This is a genomic window from Pseudomonas faucium, assembly GCF_021602585.1.
Classification (GTDB): domain Bacteria; phylum Pseudomonadota; class Gammaproteobacteria; order Pseudomonadales; family Pseudomonadaceae; genus Aquipseudomonas; species Aquipseudomonas faucium.
In genome coordinates this window covers 13700-36810 of sequence record NZ_BQIP01000008.1, presented here as the reverse complement: position 1 = coordinate 36810, position 23111 = coordinate 13700, and the positions used below count along the sequence as shown (strand labels likewise).

Here is a 23111-nt window from a genome sequence, read left to right as displayed (position 1 = left end):
GGTTACTCCTCGATCTCATTCAGGTTGCGCCCGGCCAGTGCGGCTTTGACCGTCGAATCAAGGCGACGGGCGGCAAATGCATCGGTCACCTGCGACAGACGCTTGGTCTGTTGCTCGATGGCTGGGCCATCGGTGCCGGCCAGCAAATCACGTAGTTCTTGCATCTGGAATTCGATGGCTTGGCGCTCTTCACTGCTGAGCAGGCGCTCACCATCGGCGTCCAGGGCGCCCTGTACCGCTTCGAGCAGGCGCTCGCCGTCGACCTGGTGCTCACGCAACTGGCGAGCTTGCTTGTCGGTACCTGCGTGCTCGAAGGAATCCTTGAGCATGCGCGCGATCTCGCCATCGGTCAGGCCGTAGGACGGCTTGACCTGGATGCTGGCTTCCACGCCCGAACCCAGCTCGCGGGCAGCAACGCTGAGCAGGCCGTCGGCATCGACCTGGAACGTCACGCGGATCTTCGCCGCACCAGCAACCATGGCCGGGATGCCGCGCAGTTCGAAGCGTGCCAGGGAGCGGCAGTCGCTGATCAGCTCGCGCTCGCCCTGCAGCACGTGGATCATCATGGCCGACTGGCCATCTTTGTAAGTGGTGAACTCCTGGGCGCGGGCCACTGGAATGGTGGTGTTGCGCGGAATCACCTTCTCCATCAGCCCGCCCATGGTCTCAAGGCCCAGGGACAGCGGGATGACATCGAGCAGCAGCAGCTCGCCACCTTCGCGGCGGTTGCCGGCCAGGGTATCGGCCTGGATCGCGGCGCCGATGGCCACCACCTGGTCCGGGTCGATCGAGGTCAGCGGGGTGCGGCCGAACAGCGTGCCGACAGCCTCGCGCACACGCGGCACGCGGGTCGAACCACCGACCATCACCACGGCAGCCACCTCTTCGAGCTCAACGCCGCTGTCGCGCACGGCGCGGCGGCAGGCCTTGAGGCTGCGGGCGATCATCGGCTCGATCATCGCGTCGAAGGCGGCGCGGCTGAGCTCGCCCTGCCAGGCGCCATGGCTGACACTGACCACGTCGGCGTCGGTCAGGGCTTCCTTGGCGGCGCAGGCGGCTTGCAGCAACTGGCGCTGGGTAGCCGGGTCGAGGTCGGCGGACAGGCCCGCCTGCTCGATGATCCAGCCGGCGATGGCATGGTCGAAGTCGTCGCCGCCCAGGGCGGTATCGCCGCCGGTGGCCAGTACTTCGAACACACCGGCAGTCAGGCGCAGGATCGAGATATCGAAGGTTCCGCCACCCAGGTCATAGATGGCCACCAGGCCTTCGGCATTCTGGTCCAGGCCATAGGCCACGGCAGCGGCAGTCGGCTCGTTGAGCAGGCGCAGCACGTTCAGGCCGGCCAGCTTGGCCGCATCCTTGGTCGCCTGGCGCTGGGCATCGTCGAAATAGGCCGGCACGGTGATCACCGCCCCCACCAGTTCGCCACCCAGGGTCTGCTCGGCGCGCTCGCGCAATACCTTGAGAATGTCGGCAGACACTTCCACCGGGCTCTTCGGGCCCTGCACCGTGTCGATGAACGGCATGTGCGACTCGCCACCCACGAAGCGGTACGGCAGCTGCTCGCCGAGCTGCTTGACGTCGGCCAGGCCGCGCCCCATCAGGCGCTTGACCGACAGCACGGTGTTCAATGGGTCACTGGACGCCGCCTCGCGCGCGGCCAGGCCGACTTCACAGCGGCCAGCCAGGTAGCGCACTGCCGAAGGCAGAATGACGTTACCCTGCGCATCGGGCAGGGGCTCGCTGCGACCGCTGCGCACGGCAGCGACCAGAGAATTGGTGGTGCCCAGGTCGATGCCCACCGCCAGGCGGCGCTGGTGCGGCTGAGGGCTTTGACCGGGTTCGGCGATCTGCAGTAGGGCCATGCTTATCTAATTACCTTAGGCGTCATCACGGGCGGCGCCGGGTTAATCGTCGAGGCGCTCTTCCAGTTGGCGCACTTCTTGGGCGAGCTTGTCGAGGAACTGCATGCGGCGCATCAGGCGCTCGGCCTGTTCACGCTCGGCAGGCACATCCCAGCAGGCGGCGAAATCCTCGTTCAGCGTGTTCTGGGCAGCCTTCAGGCGCTTCTTGAACACGTCGACACCGTCGAGGTCGGCTTCGTCCTGCAACTCTTCGAGCTCTTCGCGCCACTGCATCTGCTGCAACAGGAAGTCCGGGTCATGGACCGTGACTTCCTGGGGCACTTCATGGCCACCGATAGCCAGCAGGTAGCGGGCACGGCGCGGCGCACTGCGCAGGGTCTGGTAGGCGTCGTTGAGGGCCGCGGACTTCTCCAGGGCTACCCGCTGCTCACGCTCGGAAGCGTCGGCAAAGCGGTCCGGATGGACCTCGCGGGCCAGCTCGCGATAGCGCGTGGCCAGCTTGTCGAGGTCCAGGCGGAAGCACGGCTGGAGATCAAACAGAGCGAAATGACAAGGAGTACCCACAGCCAGCCTCAGACGTTGAAGCTTTCGCCGCAGCCACACTCACCGCGCACGTTGGGGTTGTTGAACTTGAAGCCTTCGTTCAACCCTTCCTTGACGAAGTCCAGCTCGGTGCCATCGAGGTATACCAGGCTCTTGGGATCGATGATCACCTTGACGCCGTGGTTCTCGAACACCTGGTCTTCGGCGGCGAGCTCGTCAACGAACTCCAGCACGTAGGCCAGGCCCGAGCAGCCGGTGGTGCGCACGCCCAGGCGAATGCCCTCACCCTTGCCGCGCCCGTCGAGGGAGCGGCGAATGTGGTTGGCGGCGGCTTCTGTCATGCTGATAGCCATCGGAACTCCTTGACTCTTACCTTGCAACGGGCGGCTTAGATCAAGCCTTTCTTCTGCTTGTAGTCGCGAACGGCTGCCTTGATGGCATCCTCGGCGAGTACCGAGCAGTGGATCTTCACCGGCGGCAGCGCCAGTTCTTCCGCCAGCTGGGTGTTCTTGATGGTTTCGGCTTCGTCCAGGGTCTTGCCCTTCATCCACTCGGTGGCGAGGGAGCTGGAGGCGATGGCCGAACCGCAGCCGTAAGTCTTGAACTTGGCGTCTTCGATGATGCCTTGCTCGTTGACCTTGATCTGCAGACGCATCACGTCACCGCACGCTGGGGCGCCGACCATGCCGGTACCGACATCCGGGTCCTCGGCATTCATCTTGCCGACGTTGCGTGGGTTTTCGTAGTGGTCGATGACCTTTTCACTGTATGCCATGGTGCAATTCCTTCCTCATCAGGGAGCCGCTCTTGCCGGCGACTGCTTAGTGGGCGGCCCACTCGATCTTGGAGATATCGACGCCGTCTTTGTACATGTCCCACAGCGGCGACAACTCACGCAGTTTGTTCACCGCCTCGCAGACTTTCTGCGCGGCGTAGTCGACTTCTTCTTCGGTAGTGAAGCGGCCGAAGGAGAAGCGGATCGAGCTGTGCGCCAGCTCGTCGTTACGGCCCAGCGCGCGCAGTACATACGACGGCTCGAGCGAGGCGGAGGTGCAGGCCGAACCGGACGATACGGCGATGTCCTTGAGCGACATCAGCAGCGACTCGCCTTCGACGTAGTTGAAGCTCAGGTTCAGGTTGTGCGGCACGCGGGCGGTGCTGCTGCCGTTGACGTACAGCTCCTCGAGGTCCGAGACCTGCTTGAAGAAGCGGTCGCTCAGGGCCTTGATGCGCACGTTTTCAGCGGCCATTTCCTGCTTGGCAATGGCGAAGGCTTCGCCCATGCCGACGATCTGGTGGGTCGGCAGGGTGCCCGAACGCATGCCGCGCTCATGGCCACCGCCGTGGATGATCGCTTCCAGGCGCACACGCGGCTTGCGGCTGACGTACAGCGCGCCGATGCCTTTGGGGCCATAGACCTTGTGCGCGGAGAACGACATCAGGTCGACCTTCAGCTTTTGCAGGTCGATTTCGACCTTGCCGGCCGACTGCGCGGCATCGACGTGGAACAGCACGCCGCGCGAGCGGGTCAGTTCACCGATGGCGGCGATGTCGTTGATCGAGCCGACTTCGTTGTTCACGTGCATCAGCGAGACCAGGATGGTGTCGTCGCGCAGCGCCGCCTCGACCTGGGCCGGGGTGACGATGCCGTCTTCGCCTGGCTCGAGGTAGGTGACTTCGAAACCTTCACGCTCGAGCTGGCGAGCGGTATCCAGGACCGCCTTGTGCTCGATCTTGGAGGTGATGATGTGCTTGCCCTTGGTCTGATAGAAGTGCGCAACGCCTTTCAGGGCGAGGTTGTCGGACTCGGTGGCACCGCTGGTCCAGACGATCTCGCGCGGGTCGGCGTTGATCAGCTCGGCCACCTGGCGACGGCCGTTCTCGACCGCTTCTTCGGCCTTCCAGCCAAACACGTGGGAACGCGAGGCCGGGTTACCGAAGTTTCCGTCGACCAGCAGGCAGTCGGCCATCTTCTGGGCGACGCGGGGATCGACCGGGGTGGTCGCGGAGTAATCGAGGTAGATCGGCAACTTCATTGAGTATCTCCTATCAGGCGGTGGCGTCGCTCGTCGTCACAGTTGACAAAGGGTCAGTCGACGGCGGACGTCTCAATCTTGTCCAGCTGGGCAGTACGGCCTGCGACACGACGCAGGTCCTGGCGCTGGGCGACTTCCTGCACCTCACGGCGCTTGACGAGGTCGGCCAGGCTGATGCCGCTGAGAAATTCATGGATCTGCTGGCTGAGGTCGCACCACAGGTGGTGGGTCAGGCAGGTGTCACCGGCATGGCAATCCCCGAGGCCCTGGCAACGGGTGGCATCGACCGATTCGTTGACCGCGTCGATGACCTGGGCCACCTGGATGGTTTCCATGCCGCGCGACAGCTGATAGCCACCACCCGGGCCGCGCACACTGGAGACCAGGCTGCTGCGGCGCAGCTTGGCGAACAGCTGCTCCAGATAAGAGAGGGAAATGCCCTGGCGCTCGGAAATGTCGGCCAAAGACACCGGCCCATGCTGCGCGTGCAACGCCAGGTCAAGCATGGCAGTCACGGCGTATCGGCCTTTGGTAGTCAGTCGCATGGCTAATGGGTACCACGGGAGTTACAGGATGTGTGCGAGTATGCGATTCCCGAGCATTTAAGTCAACTATTAGACCTACTGCTTTAGTCGGGTTTGGCATCTGGGAGGCGGGCGCGATTGTAGCAGCAAAGGGGCGTAAGCACACGCCCCATATGTCAGCGCAGGTTCAGCGGGGCGTTTTCAAAGCGACTGAGTGTCGCGCTGGGCCGCCGGCGCCGCTTCGCTGAAGTCGTCTTCCGGCAGTGCCGGCAACTCCTTGGCACAGTAGTCACTGCCCATCTTGGTCAGGGCCCCGCACATGCCCTCCAGGCGCTCGTCCACTGCCTGCAGGTGGTCGAGCATCTGGCCAATGGCCCGGGCCACCGGGTCGGGCATGTCGCCGCTGACGCCATAGGCATCGAAGCCGATCTTCTCGGCCATGGCCTTGCGCCTGGCCTCGAGCTCGCCGTCTTCGCTCTTGACGATGATCCGCCCCGGGATGCCCACCGCAGTGGCGCCGGCCGGCACCGCCTTGGTGACCACCGCGTTGGAGCCGATCTTGGCCCCGGCACCGACGGTGAACGGCCCCAGCACCTTGGCGCCGGCGCCGACCACCACGCCGTTCTCCAGGGTCGGGTGGCGCTTGCCCTTGTTCCAGCTGGTGCCACCCAGGGTCACGCCCTGATACAGCGTGACATCGTCGCCGATCTCGGCGGTTTCACCGATGACGATGCCCATGCCATGGTCAATGAAGAAGCGCCGGCCGATGGTGGCGCCGGGGTGGATCTCGATGCCGGTCATCCAGCGCCCGAAGTTGGACACCAGGCGCGCCAGCCATTTGAAGTCGCGCTTCCACAGGGCATTGCCCAGGCGGTGCAGCCAGATCGCATGCATGCCCGGGTAGCAGGTCAGCACCTCGAAGGCGTTGCGCGCCGCCGGGTCGCGGTGGAAAACGCTCTGGATATCTTCACGCAGACGTTCGAACATCTGTCAGTCCTTCCTTTTATGCGCATCGCCCCGTGCGACCTTCTGGGTCTCGGTGAGGATGCCGCGCAAAATGCTCATTTCCGGACGCTCGACCGAGCTACGCCCATACAGCCGGCGCAGGCGCGCCATCAAATGCTTGGGCTTCTCGGGATCAAGGAAGCCGATGTCCACCAGGGTTTTTTCCAGGTGTTCATAGAACAGCTCCATTTCATCCATGGTCGCCAGCTCGCTGGCGTCGACCTTCTCCGCCTGCGGCGCCGAGCCTTCGACTGCCAGCCAGGCCATGCGCACCTCATAGGAGAGCACCTGGACGGCGGCAGCCAGATTCAGCGAACTGAAGCCGGGGTTCGAGGGAATGTGCACGTGGAAGTGACATCGCTGCAGTTCTTCGTTGGTCAGCCCGGCGTGCTCGCGGCCGAACACCAGGGCGATCTCTTCGCCGCCGGTGCCGTGCGCCACCGCCTTGGCCCCGCATTCGCGGGGATCGATCAGCGGCCAGGGGATGCTGCGCTCACGGGCGCTGGTGCCCATCACCAGGCTGCAGCCGACCAGCGCGTCTTCCAGGCTGTCGACCACCTGGGCATTGGCCAGCACGTCGTCGGCGCCGGAGGCGCGCGCGCTGGCGTCAGCGGCCGGGAACTCTTTGGGCTGCACCAGCACCAGGCGCGACAAGCCCATGTTTTTCATGGCACGCGCAGCGCCGCCGATGTTGCCGGGGTGGCTGGTATTGACCAGAACAACACGAATATTTTGCAGCAAGGTGTTGTGCTCACAGATGCGGGTTTTGAGGGTTTCGATCTTACAGAACCGACCAGCGAAACGCCATGAAAGCAAATGTGACACTTCTGCCGCCAAAATTTTCTGCTAGAATGTTCGGCTTTCTTCTTTAACATCTCCAGGTGACCCGCCCATGCAGCCTATGCTGAATATCGCCCTGCGCGCCGCTCGCAGCGCCAGTGAACTGATCTTCCGCTCCATCGAACGCCTGGATACCATCAAGGTCGACGAGAAAGAGGCCAAGGACTACGTCTCCGAGGTTGATCGCGCCGCCGAACAGAGCATCGTCAACGCCCTGCGCAAGGCGTACCCGAACCACTCCATCCAGGGTGAAGAGACTGGCCTGCACGCGGGCACCGGCGAAGAAGGCAAGGACTACCTGTGGATCATCGATCCGCTGGACGGCACCACCAACTTCCTGCGCGGCATCCCCCACTTCGCTGTCAGCATCGCCTGCAAATACCGCGGCCGCCTCGAGCACGCCGTGATCGTCGACCCGGTACGCCAGGAAGAATTCACCGCCAGCCGTGGCCGTGGCGCCCAGCTCAATGGCCGTCGCCTGCGCGTCAGCTCGCGCACCAGCCTGGATGGCGCCCTGCTGGGCACCGGCTTCCCGTTCCGTGACAACCAGATGGCCGACATGGACAACTACCTGGGCATGTTCCGCGCCCTGACTGGCCAGACCGCCGGCATCCGCCGCGCCGGTTCCGCCAGCCTGGACCTGGCCTACGTCGCCGCCGGCCGTTTCGACGCCTTCTGGGAGTCGGGCCTGTCCGAGTGGGACATGGCTGCAGGCGTGCTGCTGATCCAGGAAGCGGGTGGCCTGGTGAGCGACTTCAACGGTGGCCACGACTTCCTCGACAAGGGCCACATCGTCGCGGGCAACATCAAGTGCTTCAAGGCCGTGCTGACTGCTATCCAGCCGCACCTGCCCGAGCACATGAAGCGCTAAGCCAAGGCAATAAATATCTCTCGGGGGTAATGCCAATCCGTTAACACGGATTCACTGAGCCTTTACCCTTTAGAGCAAAAAATCCGATGCCCGGAAACGAGCATCGGATTTTTTATGCGCGCATCTAAAGCATTGACGCTCACCCATGAAACATCATCGCTGGCACGCAGCGTACACTTCACGCTTCCACGACCAGCAAAATATTCATATCAAAAAAGAAAATGCCGGCCAGCTTAACTGGACAGCAGCAGGTCTCGCACCTGGTATTTCTGTCAGTTTCGCACCCAACACGCGCTTGCTAGAGTTCCCCCACGATCAAACAGGATGCACCCAAACCATTGCTCAGCAACCGCGGCGGCCTTAGCGCCAGCAGGCGCCGCGGCCCTGACTTCATGATTAGGAGATCCAGCCATGAAAGCGCCAGAAAACCTCAACAAAGTGCAATCAAGGGCATATTTTCAAGAGTTCAGCGTACGCGAATCAGGCGTAAAGAATTTATATATCCCACTCGAGATCGAAGAAAGCAGCAAACGTGTAGACCTGTACTTCGAACCGGGCAATAACGACCTCACCAAAATAGATCTAGAGTTCCAAACGGCCTCTGGAGATTGGGTATATCTTAATACCATAGATCTACCACCCTCCCACGGAGAAATTGGTTATGTTTTCAGAGGCAATTCTGCAAGTTACAAATACAGAATTAACTTTCATACGAACAACGATAGATTCATCTTTGTACAAGGCGTGCTTGCCATTATCGAGTGGTAAATAGACTCATCAATCTCATTGATCTCTATTGGCAGCCGATGCCATTTCCTGGGCGCAGACAGGGTTTTGGGCAAGCCTATGAAAAAGCCGATGCTCGTTTCCGAGCATCGGCTTTTTCGGCCTAGTGGGCATATGGCCTCGGGCCCTCACTGCCCCGGCTGTGCCTGGCTCAGGATCAACTTGCCATTCTTGTCCAGCGGAATGGTCGAGCCCGGGTCACGGTCCATCTTGATCTTGCCGACCTGGTCACCAATGGAATAGGTGACGTTGTAGCCCACTACCTTCTCGCTGATATCGTTGACCGTGTTGCAGCGTGTTTGCGTGGTGGTGTAGGTGTCACGCTGCTGCATGCCTTCCTGCACCTTGTTGCCCGCATAGCCACCACCGACCGCACCGGCCACGGTGGCGATCTTCTTGCCGGTGCCGCCGCCGATCTGGTTGCCCAGCAGGCCGCCAGCGAGGGCGCCCACCACGGTACCGGCGATCTGGTGCTGGTCCTTGACCGGCGCCTGACGGGTCACGGCGACATCCTTGCAGACCTCGCGCGGTGTCTTCACCTGCTGCTTGATTGGCTGCACGTCGGTGACCTGGGCGTATTCAGGCCCTTTGTTCACCAAGCTGTAGGTCGCCACAGCACCTCCGGCAGTTACACCGACAGCACCCAGTACCGCACCCACCAGCATTGATTTGTTCACTTGAACCTCCTGATCGTACCCGCGGGGCTCAGCCCGCCTTCTCCCTGCCTTGGAGCAAAAAAAAAGGCGCGAGTTCAACACTCGCGCCTTTTTGACCGCCGAACGGCGTGGAGTCAGCCCTTATGGGCGCTCATCCACACCCTCGTTCTTGGCAGGCGGGATCAGGTCTTCGCTGTTCAGGTTCAGCCAGATCAGCACCACGTTGGCGATGTAGATCGACGAGTAGGTACCGGCCATGACACCGATGAACAGTGCCAGGGAGAAGCCGAACAGGTTGTCACCGCCGAAGAACAGCAACGCGGCAATCGCCAGCAAGGTCGAAACCGAGGTGGCGATGGTGCGCAGCAGGGTCTGGGTGGTCGAGACGTTGATGTTCTCGATCAGCGACGCCTTGCGCATCACACGGAAGTTCTCGCGCACCCGGTCGAACACGACGATGGTGTCGTTGAGCGAGTAGCCGATGATCGCCAGCACCGCCGCCAGCACCGTCAGGTCGAAGGTGATCTGGAAGAACGACAGGATACCCAGGGTCACCACCACGTCGTGGATCAGCGACACGATGGCGCCGACCGCGAACTTCCACTGGAAGCGGAAGGCCAGGTAGATGAGGATGCCGCCCAGCGCCAGCAGCATGCCGAGGCCGCCCTGGTCGCGCAGCTCTTCACCCACCTGCGGGCCGACGAACTCGACGCGCTTGAGCGTTGCCGGGTTGTCACCGCCGATCTTCTGCAAGGCTGCAGCGACCTTGTTGCCCAGCTGCGGGTCATCGCCCGGCATGCGCACCAGCAGGTCGGTGGTGGCGCCGAAGCTCTGCACCACGGCCTCATGGAAGCCGGAGTTGACCAGTTCGCTGCGCACCGTCTGCAGGTCGGCCGGGCGCTCGTAGGTCAGCTCGATCAGCGTACCGCCGGTGAAGTCCAGGCCGAAGTTGAGGCCTTTATGCCACCAGCTGAACAGCGCCAGCACGGTGAGGAGCACGGTAATGGCGAACGCGACATTGCGCACGCCCATGAAATTGATGGTTTTCATCGCAGCTCCCTCAAACCCACAGCTTCTTGATGTCACGCCCGCCGCAGGTCAGGTTGACCATTGCACGGGTCACCATGACGGCGGTGAACATCGAGGTGAAAATCCCGAGGGACATGGTAACCGCAAAGCCCTTGACCGGGCCGGTGCCCATGGCGAACAGGATGCCGCCGACCAGCAGGCTGGTCAGGTTGGCGTCGATGATCGCGGTGTAGGCGCGGTTGAAACCTTCGTGAATGGCACGCTGCACCGACATGCCGGCTTTGAGCTCCTCGCGGATACGCGAGAAGATCAGCACGTTGGCGTCCACCGCCATACCCATGGTCAGCACGATACCGGCGATACCCGGCAGGGTCAGGGTCGCGCCCAACAGCGACATCAGTGCCAGCAGCAGCACCATGTTGCCGGCCAGGGCCACGGTGGCGATCACGCCGAAGCCGCGGTAGATGGCGATGATGAACAGCGAGACGAACAGCATGCCCCACAGCGACGCATCGACACCCTTGGTGATGTTGTCGGCACCCAGGCTTGGGCCGATGGTACGTTCTTCGGCGAAGTACATCGGCGCGGCCAGGCCACCGGCACGCAGCAGCAGGGCCAGCTCAGACGATTCGCCCTGGCCGTTCAGGCCGGTGATACGGAACTGGCTGCCCAGCGGCGACTGGATGGTCGCCAGGCTGATGATCTTCTTCTCTTCCTGGAAGCTCTGAACCGGCACTTCCTTCTCGACGCCGTCGACGGTCTGCTTGACGTAGCGGGTGACCGGCTTCTGTTCGATGAAGATCACCGCCATGCTGCGCCCGACGTTGCTGCGCGTGGCGCGGCTCATCAGCTCGCCGCCATGGCCATCCAGGCGGATGTTCACTTGCGGGCGACCGTGCTCGTCGAAGCTGGCCTGGGCGTCGGTGACCTGGTCACCGGTGATGATCAGGCCACGCTCGACCGGGGCGGAACGGCCGCCCTCACGGAACTCGAAGACCTCGGTGGTCGCCTTGGACGCGCCTGGCTCGGCACCGAAGCGGAACTCCAGGTTGGCGGTCTTGCCGAGGATACGCTTGGCCTCGGCAGTGTCCTGCACGCCTGGCAGCTCGACCACGATGCGGTTGGCGCCCTGGCGCTGGACCAGCGGCTCGGCCACGCCCAGCTCGTTGACCCGGTTGCGCACGGTGGTGAGGTTCTGCTTGATCGAGTATTCGCGGATCTCGGCGACTTTCGCCTGGGTCAGCGCCAGACGCAGCACGGCGACATCGTTGCGCTCGGTGGTGGTCAGGTCGAAATCATTGAAATTCTTGCGGATCAGGGCACGTGCCTGTTCGCGGGTAGCATCGTCAGCGAAGCCCAGCATGATGCCGCCATCCTGCTGAGGCAGGCTGCGGTAGCGGATGCGCTCTTTGCGCAGCAAGGTCTTGACCTCGCCTTCGTAGACTTTCATGCGGGCGCTCATGGCCTTGTCCATGTCCACTTCCAGCAGGAAGTGCACACCACCGGAAAGGTCCAGGCCCAGCTTCATCGGGCTTGCACCCAGGTTGCGCAGCCATTGCGGGGTGGTCTGTGCCAGGTTCAGGGCCACGACGTAATCATCGCCCAGTGCCTTGCGCACTACATCCTTGGCTGGCAGCTGGTCTTCCTGGTTGGTCAGGCGTACCAGCCCGCTGCCCTTCTCGCCCAGGCTCGCGCCCTTGACGGTGATGCCGGCATCGCTCAGCGCCTTGGTGACGCGATCGAGTTCGGCCTGGCTCACATGCAGCGCCGAGCTGGCACCGCTGATCTGCACCGCAGGGTCATCCGGGTAGAGGTTGGGAGCGGAATAAATAAAACCGATCGCCAGTACCAACACGATCAGTGCGTATTTCCACAGAGGGTATTTGTTCAGCATCACGCCGCCCGTTCAAGACGCGGGGCGCGTTGCGCGCCCCGACTGGAAAGAAAAACCGGTAACTCAGATAGCCTTGAGCGTACCTTTTGGCAGGGTCGCGGCAATGGCGCCCTTCTGGAACTTCAACTCGACGGTGTCGGACACTTCCAGAACCACGAAATCGTCGGAAACCTTGACGATCTTGCCGGCGATGCCGCCGTTGGTGACAACTTCGTCACCTTTTTGCAAGTTGCTCAGCAGGTTTTTCTGCTCTTTGGCACGCTTGGCCTGCGGGCGCCAGATCATCAGGTAGAAGATGACCAGGAAACCGACCAGGAAAATCCACTCGAAGCCGGTACCGGCTGGGCCGGCGGCGGGTGCTGCTGCGTCCGCGTAGGCGGCGGGGATCAAGAAGCTCATTGGGCACTCCTAATGTAAATTTTCTAATAATGGATGCGAACAGTCAGTCCAAAGGCGGCACAGGCAGCCCGCGCTTGGCGTAGAAGGCGTCGACAAAGGCGGCCAATTTACCCTGTTGAATAGCCTCGCGTAAACCGGCCATCAAGCGCTGGTAATGGCGCAAGTTGTGGATGGTATTCAGCATGCTGCTCAGCATTTCGCCACACTTGTCCAGGTGATGCAGATAAGCGCGGGAGAAGTTGCTGCAGGTGTAGCAGTCACAGGTCGGATCCAGCGGCGAATCATCATGGCGATGGAACGCGTTGCGGATCTTGATCACCCCTGTATCGACGAACAGGTGGCCGTTGCGCGCGTTGCGCGTAGGCATCACGCAGTCGAACATGTCGACGCCGCGGCGCACACCCTCAACGAGATCTTCCGGTTTGCCTACCCCCATAAGGTAACGAGGTTTGTCAGCGGGCATCTGCGCGGGCAGGTAGTCCAGCACCTTGATCATCTCGTGCTTGGGCTCGCCCACCGACAGGCCGCCGATCGCCAGGCCGTCGAAGTCGATGTTGACCAGCGCTTCCAGCGAACGCATGCGCAGGTCCTGGTACATGCCGCCCTGGACGATGCCGAACAGCGCCGCGGAGCTGTCGCCGTGAGCGTTCTTCGAGCGCTGGGCCCAGCGCAGCGACAGCTCCATGGAGGTGCGCGCCACGTCGTGCTCGGCCGGGTACGGCGTGCACTCGTCGAAGATCATCACGATGTCCGAACCCAGGTCGCGCTGCACCTGCATGGACTCTTCCGGGCCCATGAACACCTTGGAGCCGTCGACCGGCGAGGCAAAGGTCACGCCCTCTTCCTTGATCTTGCGCATGGCGCCCAGGCTGAACACCTGGAAGCCACCGGAGTCGGTCAGGATCGGGCCTTTCCACTGCATGAAATCGTGCAGGCCGTTGTGCTTCTTGATCACCTCGGTGCCCGGGCGCAGCCACAGGTGGAAGGTGTTGCCGAGGATGATCTCGGCACCGATGGCCTCGATGTCACGCGGCAGCATGCCCTTGACCGTGCCATAGGTGCCCACCGGCATGAACGCCGGGGTCTCTACCGTGCCACGGGGGAAGGTCAGGCGGCCACGACGGGCCTTGCCGTCGGTGGCCAGCAGTTCGAAGGACATTCGACAGGTGCGACTCATGCTTGATCCTCGGGGCCGCGCGGCGCCGGATTGCGGGTGATGAACATGGCATCACCGTAACTGAAGAAGCGGTAACCGTTTGCCACCGCCGCCGCGTAGGCAGCCATGGTTTCGGGGTAACCGGCGAAGGCCGAGACCAGCATCAGCAGCGTGGACTCCGGCAGGTGGAAGTTGGTGACCAGGGCATCGACCACATGGAACGGCCGGCCCGGGTAGATGAAGATGTCGGTGTCGCCACTGAACGCCTTGAGCACGCCATCGCGCGCCGCGCTCTCCAGCGAGCGCACGCTGGTGGTGCCGACCGCGATCACCCGCCCGCCACGAGCGCGGCAGGCGGCGATGGCATCGACCACCTCCTGGCTCACTTCGAGCCATTCCTTGTGCATGTGGTGGTCTTCGATCTTGTCGACCCGCACCGGCTGGAAGGTGCCGGCGCCCACGTGCAGGGTGACGAAGGCGCGCTCCACGCCCTTGGCGGCGATCTTCTCGAGCAGCGCCTCGTCGAAGTGCAGGCCGGCAGTGGGCGCAGCCACCGCGCCTGCGCGCTCGGCGTAGACGGTCTGGTAGCGCTCACGGTCGGCGCCCTCGTCGGGGCGGTCGATGTAGGGCGGGAGCGGCATGTGGCCGACGCGCTCGAGCAGTGGCAGCACCTCTTCGGTGAAGCGCAGCTCGAACAGCGTCTCGTGGCGCGCGACCATTTCGGCCTCGCCACCGCCGTCGATGAGGATCAGCGCACCCTCCTTGGGCGCCTTGCTGGCGCGCACATGGGCAAGCACGCGATGGCTGTCGAGCACGCGCTCGACCAGCACTTCCAGCTTGCCGCCGGAGGCTTTCTGGCCAAACAGCCGCGCCGGGATCACCCGGGTGTTGTTGAACACCATCAGGTCGCCGGGGCGCAGGAAGTCGAGCAGGTCGGTGAACTGCTTGTGCGCCAGCGCGCCGCTCGGCCCATCGAGGACCAGCAGTCGGCTGCCATGGCGCTCGGCCAGTGGGTGGCGGGCGATCAGGGAATCGGGGAGTTCGAAGGAAAAATCGGCGACGCGCATGATGATGTTCGGGTTCGGCAGGGCCGGGAAGTTTAGCCCAATGCGTGAAAATTGACCATGAAAGCCGATTGACCGACCAGAGGCACCTCTCTATACTGCGCGCCACACGCCCTGATGGCGGAATTGGTAGACGCGGCGGATTCAAAATCCGTTTTCGAAAGGAGTGGGAGTTCGAGTCTCCCTCGGGGCACCAAATCCAGAAAAAACCGACCTTATGGTCGGTTTTTTTGTGCCTGCGTTTACGCCTCGCCATGCGGCTGCTTGCTTGACGCCACCGCTACGACCCCGCGCCCTCGCGCCATGGCCGCAATCTATTGGCCATCAGCAGACCTACTACTTAAGATGTCACTCGTCGGGTATACACATAAAGTATTGCCGGAGTAATGGCTCTTCGCCATATTTGCACCCCCAATTTATCAACCTTGTACCGACCATGAAATCGACCGCGCCCTGTCTGGCAGCAATGATGCTGCTGAGTGGGTGCAATGGAATGCCGACCGCTTATGTCTCGGACCCTGTCTACGACCAGGCTTTCGTAGTCACCTCCGGCGCCCCGCTGCCGATGCTGTTGATGGCCAGCGCCATCCAGTGGAACGAGGACTACGCCGTAACTGCCAAACACACGCCTTTCCTGCGCAACGTGGTCCATGAGGGCCTCGGTGACGTGGTGTTCTTCAAGCACAAGGCCACCCAGGTGCCGCATTGGCGCCAGTACATACCGGGTGAATCGGTGACCGCGGTCGGCTTCAACAGCCTGATGATGCCGGTGCAGGGCAAGGGCCGGACCCTGGATTCGCTGGTGCGCCTGGAAGGCACGCCTGGCAGCGTCTTCTACTCGGTGCATGACGGGCCGATGGTCAAGGGCATGTCCGGTGGGCCGCTGTTTGCCGAGGACGGCAAGGTCGTCGGCATCAACGTGGCGTTCATCCCCAAGGATGAGATCGACAGCCGCAACCGGCCTGATCTTGCCGACAAGGCGCGCGTCAGCGTGTTCATGTCGTACAGCGAGATCGACAAGGAATGGCGACGCTTCCAGTACCTGGCGCACAAGACCAGGCCAAATGGCGCGCCGGCTGCGGTCAAGGGATATGTGGCGGTCGCGGCCAAGCCCTGATCTGGGGTGCGCTGAAGCATCAGCGCGAAACCATGTGAGGCTGGGCGCATAGATCGATGCCGAGCGCGCGAATGACCTTCAGTACAGTATCAAAACGCGGTTTTGCTCCCGGCGTGAGGGCCTTGTAAAGGCTCTCTCTACCCAAACCACTCTGGGCTGCAATCTGCGACATTCCACGCGCCCGTGCGATATGACCGAGCGCGCGGATGATTTCATCCGTATCGCCATCAATCAAAACCTGGCTTAGGTACTCGCTTATAGCTTCTTCGCTATCGAGCAATGTTGCCATGTCAAAAGGAATGAGTTTTTCGTTCATTCGAGCTCCTTCGCCAGCTTTCTGGCCTTCAGGATGTCGGCCACCTGAGAGGACTTGTCGCCTCCGACAAGCAACACAATCAACCGGTTTTCCCTGCGTGTGAAATAGACCCGGTACCCAGCTGCAACGTCAACGCGAAGTTCACTGAGACCTCCCCCAAGTGCTTTGAAATCACCGAGATTCCCCATCGCCGCTCGCTCGATCCTACGGCCTACAGCCAATCTGGCCCTGAGATCTTTCAAGCAAGCCAACCAGCGGGCGAAACACTCGGTTTGCTCAATGACACACATCATGTGGACACCCCAATCGTATCCACATGGATACGAATTTTCAAGATTTGGAAGTGCTTCCACTCTGACGATGTTCCCCCGCGGTAGAAACTCGCCCGCATCTCTTATCGACGTAAGCTTTTTCCACGCCAAGCTGCCGACAAAATCTCTTGCAACATCCACCGCCGAACCTTCTCCACCCCACGACGTCGGAACCTCCATTGCCCCTGCATCGAGGTCTCCCGCGTGAAAGACATCATCGCCCGCAAGTACCGCCTGGTGGTGAAGACCTTCGGCTACATCGGCTGGTCGCTGTTCTGGCTGCTGATCTGGGATGTGCTGGTCACCATCGATTTCATGCTGTTCTTCAACAGCAAGTTCACCCTGCCGCTGATTCCGCTGACCCTGCTGGGTTCGGCGCTGGTGGTGCTGGTGAGCTTTCGCAACAGCAGCGCCTACAACCGCTGGTGGGAAGCGCGCACGTTATGGGGGGCGCTGGTCAACAGTTCGCGCAGCTTCGCCCGGCAGACACTGACGCTGATCGACGACCCGCAGGACGGGCTCAACCCGGTCAAGGCCACGCTGCTGCGCCGGCATATCGCCTACGTCAACTGCCTGGCCGCACACCTCAAGGGCGAGCCTTGCCCGGATGAGCTGATGGCGTTCATCCCGCCGGCCGAATTCGAGCGGCGCAACCGTTCGAACAATTTTGCCAACGACATTCTCGGCGGCTCGGCGGCCCTGCTGGCACGCGAATACCAGGCCGGGCGCCTGGACAGCATTCGCCTGGCGCGGCTGGAGTCGACGCTGGTGGACCTGTCCAATGCCCAGGGCGGCATGGAGCGCATCGCCAACACGCCGCTGCCCTACCCTTACGTGTACTTTCCGCGGCTGTTCATCACGCTGTTCTGCCTGATCGTGCCGGTGGGGCTGGTCGAGTCGCTGGAGTGGTTCACGCCACTGGCATCGACGGTGGTCGGGTTCATGCTGCTGGCGATCGAGCGCATCGGCACCGACTTGCAGAGCCCGTTTCGCTTCAGCGAGCATCAGATCCAGATGGACAGCATCTGCGAGACCATCGAGCGCAACCTGGAGTCGATGCAGCGCGAGGCGCAATGCGCGGAGCTGATACAGCCCAGCGCTCAAGCGCGCACATAGCGCTGGCGCAGCACATCACTGAAGGCATCCACCAGAAGCACCAGCAAAAGCATCGCCAGGATCACCGTACTGGCCTGCGCCTCCTGGAACAGGCTCAGGGTGGTATAGAGCATCTGCCCCAGCCCGCCAGCGCCGACAAAGCCCAGCACGCTGGCCATGCGGATGTTGTTCTCCCAGCGATACAAGCTATAGGCCAGCAATTGCGGCCATAGGTTGGGCAAGGTGCCGAAGCAGAACGCCGCCACCTGCCCGCCCCCCTGCAGGCGGATCGCCGCAGCCGGCTCGGCCGGCGCATTCTCCAGCGCCTCGGCGAACAACCGCCCCAACACCCCTGCCGTGTGCAGGGCCAGGGCCAGGGTGCCGGCATTGGGGCCCAAGCCCGCAGCCAGCACCGTCAGCGCCGCCCACACCAGCTCTGGGATGGCGCGAAGGGCATTGAGCAGCAAGCGTGCCACCGATTGCAGCGGCCAGCCGAAGCGTCCGGCTGCCGGCAACGCCAGGAGCATGCCCAGCACCATCGCCAGCAACGTGCCCAGCCCCGACATGGCCAGGGTTTCCAGCGCGCCATGCCCCACCGCACGCAAATGCTCTGTGGATAAGTCCGGGTGCAGGAAGCGCCGCGCATACTCGCCCATCTGCCCCAGGCCGCCATCACCCACCAGCGCGTGCAGGTCCAGTTGCAGATAACCAAACGAGGCAACCACCGCCGCAACGATGGCACCGACCACCAGCAGATTGACCAACCGATTCATGCCAGCCTCCCGCGCAGGAAGCGGCTCAGCAGGTCAGCCAGCAGCACCAGGGCGAAGAAGGCCAGCAGCATGCTCGCCACCTCACCGCCGGCAAACATGCGCATCGACAGATCGATCTGCTGCCCCAGCCCACCCGCGCCGACAAAGCCCATCACCACCGACGCCCGCACCGCGCACTCCCAGCGATACACGGTGTACGACACCAGCTCCGCCACTGCACTCGGCAGGATGCCGTAGCAAAACGCCGCCAGGCGCCCACTGCCGGCCTGCAACAGGGCGTGCGCGGGGCGCTGGTCGACCGATTCGTAGATTTCCGCATAGACCTTGCCGAGCATGCCGCTGTAGGTGATGGCGATGGCCAGCACGCCTGCCGTCGGCCCCAGGCCCACGGCGCGGACGAACAGCAGTGCCCAGACGATTTCCGGCACGCTGCGCAGAAAGATCAGCAAACCGCGCACCGGCATCCGCAGCAGGCGCGATACCCCACCGGCACGGCCGCCTCGCGATGCCGCCCGCAGTGACAAGGCACGGCTGGCCAAAAGGCTGGTCGGCACAGCCAGCAGCAGCGCCAAGGCCATGCCCGCCGTAGCTACGGCGAGGGTCTGCAAGGTGGAGGTGTACAGCAGTTCGAGAAACTCGGCGTCATGGGCCGGAGGCCAGAAGGCACGGGTGAAGCTGGCGATCTGTTGACGGTTTTCCGCCTGCAGCAATACCCCAGGGTTCAGTTCGCTCAATTGCAGGCCGGGCCACAACACGGCCAGGGCAAGCACTGTGATCAGCAACCGCGGCAGTAGCGCCGGGTCGCGGCTATCGGCCTTCAGCATCGGGGGATCTGCACGGTCAGGGTCGGCCCCTGGACTACCGGCGAAGCCAGATGCTCGTTGGCGTAGAGGGCATCGAGCATCTGCTCGCTCACCGCGCCGGCCGCACAATCGAACATCACCCGGCCCTCACGAATGCCAATCACCCGCGGGAAGTGGGCCAGGGCCAGTTCGACCGCATGCAGGCTAGCGACCAGGGTGACGCCATTGGCCTGGGCATGGCGGTTGAGCAGCGCCAGGCTGTGTTCGGCCAGCACCGGGTCCATGGCCGAGACCGGCTCGTCGGTCAGCAGCACCTCGGGGCGCTGATACATCGCCCGGGCGATGCCGACCCGTTGCAGCTGGCCACCCGACAACTGCCCGCACTGGACGAACAGCTTGTCGGCCAGGCCCAGCTCCGCCAGCACTCGGCGCGCACCCGGCACATCGGTGGGGTAGATCAGGTTGAACAGGCCACGCAGCGTGCCCCACTGCCCCAGCCGGCCGGCCAGCACCGCCGTCACCACCCGCTGGCGCGGTGGCAAGGGCGGGGCCTGGTGCACCAGGCCAATCCTCGCCCGCAAGCGCTGACGGGCGCCGGCAGACAGCGCCCAAGGCTGCTCGCCGAACAGTTCCAGGTGCCCGCTGCTGGGCTGCACAGCCGTGGCCATCAGGTGCAGCAGGCTCGACTTGCCAGCCCCCGAGGGGCCGATGATCGCCACCCGCTCACCCTTGTCGATGCGCAGGCTCACCGCATCGAGCGCGCGGACCTGGCCATGGCGCAGGCCGGCGCCGTGTACATGAATGGTCACTTGAGCAGGCCAGCCTCACGTGCCGCTTGCTCGGTGCCCTGGTAGTTCTCCGGCTTGGTCTCGATGAAGCGGCTGGCCGCCTGCAGGTCGAGAATCGCCTTGTGCTCGGGGTTGGCCGGGTCGAGGTCGAGGAAGGCTTGCTTGATCTTCTCCTTGAGCGCCGGGTCCATGTTGCCGCGCACGGTCCAGTTGTAGTCGTAGTAGGCCGGGGTGGTGGCGAAGACCTTGACCTTGCTGGTGTCGACCTTGCCGGCATCGACCAGCTTCTGCCAGACGCTGGCATTGAGCACGCCGCCATCGACCTTGCCCGCCTGCACCCAGGCCACGGTGGCGTCATGGGCGCCGGAATAGGCCACGCGGCTGAAGTAGCTCTCGGGCTTGATGTCGTTTTCCTTGAGCATGAAGTAGCGCGGCATCAGGCTGCCGGAGGTGGAGGAGATCGAACCGAAGGCGAACGACTTGCCCTTGAGGTCGGCCAGGCTCTTCACGTCCGGGTTGGCGGTGATGAACTTGGAGGTGAACTGGGCGTCCTGCTCACGCTGCACCAGCGGCGTGGCGGTTGGGTCTTTCAGGTGCACCTGGACGAAGGTGAAGCCACCCAGCCAGGCCAGGTCCAGGCGGTCGCTGGCCAGCGATTCGACCACGGCCGGGTAATCGGCCACCGGTACGAACTTCACCTCCATGCCCAGCTGCTTGGACAGGTACTCGCCCAATGGCTTGAACTTGCGCAACAGTTCGGTCGGCGCCTCGTCGGGGATGGCACTGACCCGCAAGGTATCAGCGGCCTGGGCGACAACGGCACAGCAGGACAGCACGAGGCCGGCGGCGAGCGCCAGGGGGCGTTTGAGCATGGGGGTTCTCCGGATCGGTAGCGAGAAAATTGCGGCAACCTGCCGACGTGGGAAGTATAAGAGCCGCAGGCGCAAAGGCCAGCTTTGCTACAATCGCGCAACAATTTGATCCCTGAGGTGCGTATGAGCGAGCCGATTCGCCTGACCCAGTACAGCCATGGTGCCGGCTGCGGATGCAAGATTTCCCCCAAGGTGCTGGATGTGATCCTGGCCGAGAGCGGCGCCCAGGCCCTGGACCCGAAACTCTGGGTCGGCAATGCCTCGCGCGACGACGCTGCGGTCTACGCCCTGGATGACGAGCGCGGCGTGGTGTCCACCACCGATTTCTTCATGCCCATCGTCGACGACCCGTATGACTTCGGCCGCATCGCCGCGACCAACGCCATCAGCGACATCTACGCCATGGGCGGCGACCCGCTGATGGCCATCGCCATCCTCGGCTGGCCGGTCAACGTGCTGCCGCCCGAGGTGGCCCGCGAAGTCATCCGCGGTGGCCGCGCCGTCTGCGCCGAGGCCGGCATCCCCCTGGCCGGCGGCCATTCCATCGACGCCCCCGAGCCGATCTTCGGCCTGGCCGTGACCGGCGTGGTCAGCAAACGCCACCTCAAGCGCAACGACACCGCCACCGCCGGTTGCCGCCTGTACCTGACCAAGCCCCTGGGCATCGGCATCCTCACCACCGCCGAGAAAAAGGCCAAGCTGCGCGAGCAGGACCAGGGCCTGGCCCGGGACTGGATGTGCACGCTCAATACCCCGGGCAGCCGCTTTGGCAAGCTCGATGGGGTCAAGGCGATGACCGACGTGACCGGCTTCGGCCTGCTCGGGCACCTGGTCGAGCTGGCCGAAGGCAGCGGCCTGACCGCGCTGCTGGACTACGCCGCGGTGCCGCGCCTGCCAAGCGTCGAGCATTACCTGGCCGAGGGCTGCATCCCAGGGGGCACACTGCGCAACTTCGAAAGCTACGGCCACAAGATCGGCCAGTTGAGCGACGAGCAGAAGCACCTGCTGTGCGACCCGCAGACCAGCGGTGGCCTGCTGGTTGCCGTGAGCCCTGAAGGTGAAGCCGAGTTTCTCGCCCTGGCGGGCGAACTGGGCCTGCAACTGGCACCGATCGGCAAGCTGGTGGAGCGACAGAGCCACGCGGTCGAGGTGAGCTGATGCGCCCCGACTGCACCGACTTTCGCCAGCTGTTCCTCGATGACGCGCCGCTGATGGACATGCGCGCGCCCATCGAGTTCGTCAAAGGCGCCTTCCCCGGCGCCGTCAACCTGCCGCTGATGACCGACCAGGAGCGGCACAAGGTCGGTACTTGCTACAAGCAGCAAGGCCAGGCCGCCGCCATCACCTTCGGCCACCAGCTGGTCAGCGGCGCCACCAAGCACGAGCGTCTGCATGCCTGGGCCAGTTTCGCCAAGGCGCACCCCAACGGCTACCTGTACTGCGCGCGCGGCGGCCTGCGCTCGCTGATCGTCCAGCAATGGCTGCGCGATGAGGCCGGCATCGCCTACCCGCGCATCAAGGGCGGCTACAAGGCGCTGCGCACCTTCCTGCTGGAGACCACGCAGCAGGCGGTCGAGCAGTGCGATTTCGTGCTGGTGGGCGGCCTGACCGGCACCGGCAAGACCGATGTGCTGCACCAGCTGAACAACGTCATCGACCTCGAAGGCCATGCCAACCACCGCGGCTCCAGCTTTGGCAAGCGCGCCACCGCGCAGCCGGCGCAGATCGACTTCGAGAACAAGCTGGCGATCGACGTGCTGAAAAAGCGCGCCCGTGGCATCGAACAGTTCGTACTCGAGGATGAAGGGCGCATCGTCGGCAGCTGCGCGGTGCCTCTGGGGCTGTACCAGGGCATGCAGCGCTACCCGCTGGTGTGGCTGGAAGACAGCTTCGAGAACCGTGTGGAACGCATCCTGCGCGACTACGTGACCAACCTGTGCGCCGAGTTCATCGCCGTGCATGGCGAGCAGGATGGCCGCCGGTTGTACGCCGAGCGCCTGTTGCAAAGCATGGCCAATATCCACAAGCGGCTGGGTGGCGAGCGCTTCCAGCGCTTGCACGAACTGCTGCGCCAGGCCCTGGAAGAACAGGCGCGCAGCGGTGCGGTGGACTTGCACAGGGGCTGGATCGAGGGGTTGCTGAAGGAATACTACGACCCGATGTATGCCTACCAACGCGATGCCAAGGCTGAGCGGATCGAGTTTGCCGGGGATGCGCTGGAAGTGCGCGAGTACCTCAAGGCGCGTAATCGCTGAGGGCCGCTGTGCGGCCCTAATCGCCGGCAAGCCGGCTCCCACAGGGATAGCGCACAGCTCAAGGCCTGCACTGTACCTGTGGGAGCCGGCTTGCCGGCGATAGGGCCAACCCG

General features: G+C 63.3%; 26 protein-coding genes and 1 tRNA gene. 7 read left to right on the top strand and 20 right to left on the bottom strand.

The window, feature by feature from the left end:
• Positions 1-2 precede the first annotated feature (2 nt).
• From hscA to trmJ, 8 genes are all read right to left on the bottom strand, one after another.
• A complete protein-coding gene (hscA, locus tag L6D75_RS11320; RefSeq protein ID WP_176515335.1) occupies positions 3-1865 on the bottom strand; it encodes a Fe-S protein assembly chaperone HscA in 1863 nt (620 codons plus the stop codon).
• A gap of 42 nt (positions 1866-1907) precedes the next feature.
• Positions 1908-2429 (bottom strand): co-chaperone HscB, encoded by a 522-nt coding sequence (gene hscB, locus L6D75_RS11315; protein WP_176515333.1) that lies wholly within the window; start codon positions 2427-2429, stop codon positions 1908-1910.
• An 8-nt stretch (positions 2430-2437) separates the two neighbouring features.
• Complete coding sequence (gene iscA, locus L6D75_RS11310; protein ID WP_023630636.1) at positions 2438-2761, bottom strand: iron-sulfur cluster assembly protein IscA; 324 nt, start codon at positions 2759-2761, stop codon at positions 2438-2440.
• 35 nt (positions 2762-2796) lie between these two features.
• The gene (gene iscU / locus L6D75_RS11305) at positions 2797-3183 is read right to left on the bottom strand and encodes a Fe-S cluster assembly scaffold IscU (protein WP_007929523.1); all 387 of its coding nucleotides are present in this window, start codon (positions 3181-3183) and stop codon (positions 2797-2799) included.
• Between the two features lie 46 nt (positions 3184-3229).
• Positions 3230-4444, bottom strand: a complete 1215-nt coding sequence (locus L6D75_RS11300; RefSeq protein WP_176515330.1) for an IscS subfamily cysteine desulfurase — start codon at positions 4442-4444, stop codon at positions 3230-3232.
• A gap of 53 nt (positions 4445-4497) precedes the next feature.
• The gene (gene iscR, locus L6D75_RS11295) at positions 4498-4989 is read right to left on the bottom strand and encodes a Fe-S cluster assembly transcriptional regulator IscR (protein WP_043196984.1); all 492 of its coding nucleotides are present in this window, start codon (positions 4987-4989) and stop codon (positions 4498-4500) included.
• 180 nt (positions 4990-5169) lie between these two features.
• Positions 5170-5955, bottom strand: coding sequence for a serine O-acetyltransferase (cysE, locus tag L6D75_RS11290; RefSeq protein ID WP_176515328.1), 786 nt, complete (start codon positions 5953-5955; stop codon positions 5170-5172).
• Between the two features lie 3 nt (positions 5956-5958).
• On the bottom strand, positions 5959-6714 hold the full coding sequence (trmJ, locus tag L6D75_RS11285; RefSeq protein WP_176515326.1) for a tRNA (cytosine(32)/uridine(32)-2'-O)-methyltransferase TrmJ: 756 nt from the start codon (positions 6712-6714) through the stop codon (positions 5959-5961).
• 151 nt (positions 6715-6865) lie between these two features.
• On the opposite strand from trmJ, the gene suhB reads away from it, so the two are divergent.
• Together suhB and L6D75_RS11275 are read left to right on the top strand one after the other, a co-directional pair.
• Positions 6866-7684, top strand: a complete 819-nt coding sequence (suhB, locus tag L6D75_RS11280) for a type III secretion system regulator SuhB (RefSeq protein ID WP_152956689.1) — start codon at positions 6866-6868, stop codon at positions 7682-7684.
• 411 nt (positions 7685-8095) lie between these two features.
• The gene (locus tag L6D75_RS11275; RefSeq protein ID WP_176515324.1) at positions 8096-8452 is read left to right on the top strand and encodes a hypothetical protein; all 357 of its coding nucleotides are present in this window, start codon (positions 8096-8098) and stop codon (positions 8450-8452) included.
• 146 nt (positions 8453-8598) lie between these two features.
• Here L6D75_RS11275 and L6D75_RS11270 read toward each other — a convergent pair whose 3' ends face one another.
• The 6 genes from L6D75_RS11270 to queA all read right to left on the bottom strand — a co-directional run bounded on the left by L6D75_RS11270 (position 8599) and on the right by queA (position 14671).
• Positions 8599-9147 carry a glycine zipper 2TM domain-containing protein gene (locus L6D75_RS11270; protein ID WP_176515322.1) on the bottom strand — a complete coding sequence of 183 codons (549 nt, stop codon included), beginning with the start codon at positions 9145-9147 and terminating at the stop codon, positions 8599-8601.
• Between the two features lie 120 nt (positions 9148-9267).
• Entirely contained in the window at positions 9268-10176 is a 909-nt protein-coding gene (gene secF / locus L6D75_RS11265; RefSeq protein WP_176515320.1) for a protein translocase subunit SecF, read from the bottom strand.
• A gap of 10 nt (positions 10177-10186) precedes the next feature.
• Positions 10187-12049, bottom strand: a complete 1863-nt coding sequence (gene secD / locus L6D75_RS11260) for a protein translocase subunit SecD (protein WP_176515318.1) — start codon at positions 12047-12049, stop codon at positions 10187-10189.
• Between the two features lie 63 nt (positions 12050-12112).
• A complete protein-coding gene (gene yajC, locus L6D75_RS11255; protein ID WP_008092587.1) occupies positions 12113-12448 on the bottom strand; it encodes a preprotein translocase subunit YajC in 336 nt (111 codons plus the stop codon).
• A gap of 43 nt (positions 12449-12491) precedes the next feature.
• Positions 12492-13607, bottom strand: coding sequence for a tRNA guanosine(34) transglycosylase Tgt (gene tgt, locus L6D75_RS11250; protein ID WP_176515421.1), 1116 nt, complete (start codon positions 13605-13607; stop codon positions 12492-12494).
• Positions 13608-13621: 14 nt separating this feature from the next.
• Entirely contained in the window at positions 13622-14671 is a 1050-nt protein-coding gene (gene queA, locus L6D75_RS11245) for a tRNA preQ1(34) S-adenosylmethionine ribosyltransferase-isomerase QueA (protein ID WP_176515316.1), read from the bottom strand.
• 108 nt (positions 14672-14779) lie between these two features.
• Here queA and L6D75_RS11240 point away from each other — a divergent pair.
• Together L6D75_RS11240 and L6D75_RS11235 are read left to right on the top strand one after the other, a co-directional pair.
• Positions 14780-14864, top strand: a tRNA-Leu gene (locus L6D75_RS11240).
• 273 nt (positions 14865-15137) lie between these two features.
• On the top strand, positions 15138-15785 hold the full coding sequence (locus L6D75_RS11235) for a trypsin-like peptidase domain-containing protein (protein WP_176515314.1): 648 nt from the start codon (positions 15138-15140) through the stop codon (positions 15783-15785).
• A 19-nt stretch (positions 15786-15804) separates the two neighbouring features.
• On the opposite strand, the gene L6D75_RS11230 is transcribed toward L6D75_RS11235, so the two are convergent.
• Both L6D75_RS11230 and L6D75_RS11225 read right to left on the bottom strand, forming a co-directional pair.
• Positions 15805-16101: an addiction module antidote protein gene (locus L6D75_RS11230; RefSeq protein ID WP_176515313.1), complete on the bottom strand. Its 297-nt coding sequence runs from the start codon at positions 16099-16101 to the stop codon at positions 15805-15807.
• Positions 16098-16391 carry a type II toxin-antitoxin system RelE/ParE family toxin gene (locus L6D75_RS11225; protein WP_176515419.1) on the bottom strand — a complete coding sequence of 98 codons (294 nt, stop codon included), beginning with the start codon at positions 16389-16391 and terminating at the stop codon, positions 16098-16100. Before L6D75_RS11225 ends, L6D75_RS11230 begins: the two co-directional genes overlap by 4 nt.
• A gap of 225 nt (positions 16392-16616) precedes the next feature.
• Here L6D75_RS11225 and L6D75_RS11220 point away from each other — a divergent pair, with 225 nt between their 5' ends.
• A complete protein-coding gene (locus tag L6D75_RS11220) occupies positions 16617-17528 on the top strand; it encodes a bestrophin family protein (protein ID WP_176515311.1) in 912 nt (303 codons plus the stop codon).
• Here the strand turns inward: L6D75_RS11220 and phnE are convergent.
• The 4 genes from phnE to L6D75_RS11200 are packed head-to-tail and all read right to left on the bottom strand — an operon-like array spanning position 17513 to position 20743.
• A complete protein-coding gene (gene phnE, locus L6D75_RS11215) occupies positions 17513-18280 on the bottom strand; it encodes a phosphonate ABC transporter, permease protein PhnE (protein ID WP_176515309.1) in 768 nt (255 codons plus the stop codon). The genes L6D75_RS11220 and phnE overlap by 16 nt on opposite strands.
• Positions 18277-19104, bottom strand: coding sequence for a PhnE/PtxC family ABC transporter permease (locus L6D75_RS11210; protein WP_176515308.1), 828 nt, complete (start codon positions 19102-19104; stop codon positions 18277-18279). The genes phnE and L6D75_RS11210 overlap by 4 nt, the downstream gene beginning before the upstream one ends.
• Complete coding sequence (locus tag L6D75_RS11205; protein ID WP_176515307.1) at positions 19098-19892, bottom strand: phosphonate ABC transporter ATP-binding protein; 795 nt, start codon at positions 19890-19892, stop codon at positions 19098-19100. The genes L6D75_RS11210 and L6D75_RS11205 overlap by 7 nt, the downstream gene beginning before the upstream one ends.
• Positions 19889-20743, bottom strand: a complete 855-nt coding sequence (locus L6D75_RS11200; RefSeq protein WP_176515306.1) for a putative selenate ABC transporter substrate-binding protein — start codon at positions 20741-20743, stop codon at positions 19889-19891. The genes L6D75_RS11205 and L6D75_RS11200 overlap by 4 nt, the downstream gene beginning before the upstream one ends.
• 123 nt (positions 20744-20866) lie before the next feature.
• Between L6D75_RS11200 and selD the strand changes: the two genes are divergently transcribed.
• Complete coding sequence (gene selD / locus L6D75_RS11195; protein ID WP_176515305.1) at positions 20867-21901, top strand: selenide, water dikinase SelD; 1035 nt, start codon at positions 20867-20869, stop codon at positions 21899-21901.
• On the top strand, positions 21901-22998 hold the full coding sequence (gene mnmH / locus L6D75_RS11190) for a tRNA 2-selenouridine(34) synthase MnmH (protein ID WP_176515304.1): 1098 nt from the start codon (positions 21901-21903) through the stop codon (positions 22996-22998). The genes selD and mnmH overlap by 1 nt, the downstream gene beginning before the upstream one ends.
• The last annotated feature ends 113 nt before the right edge of the window (positions 22999-23111 follow it).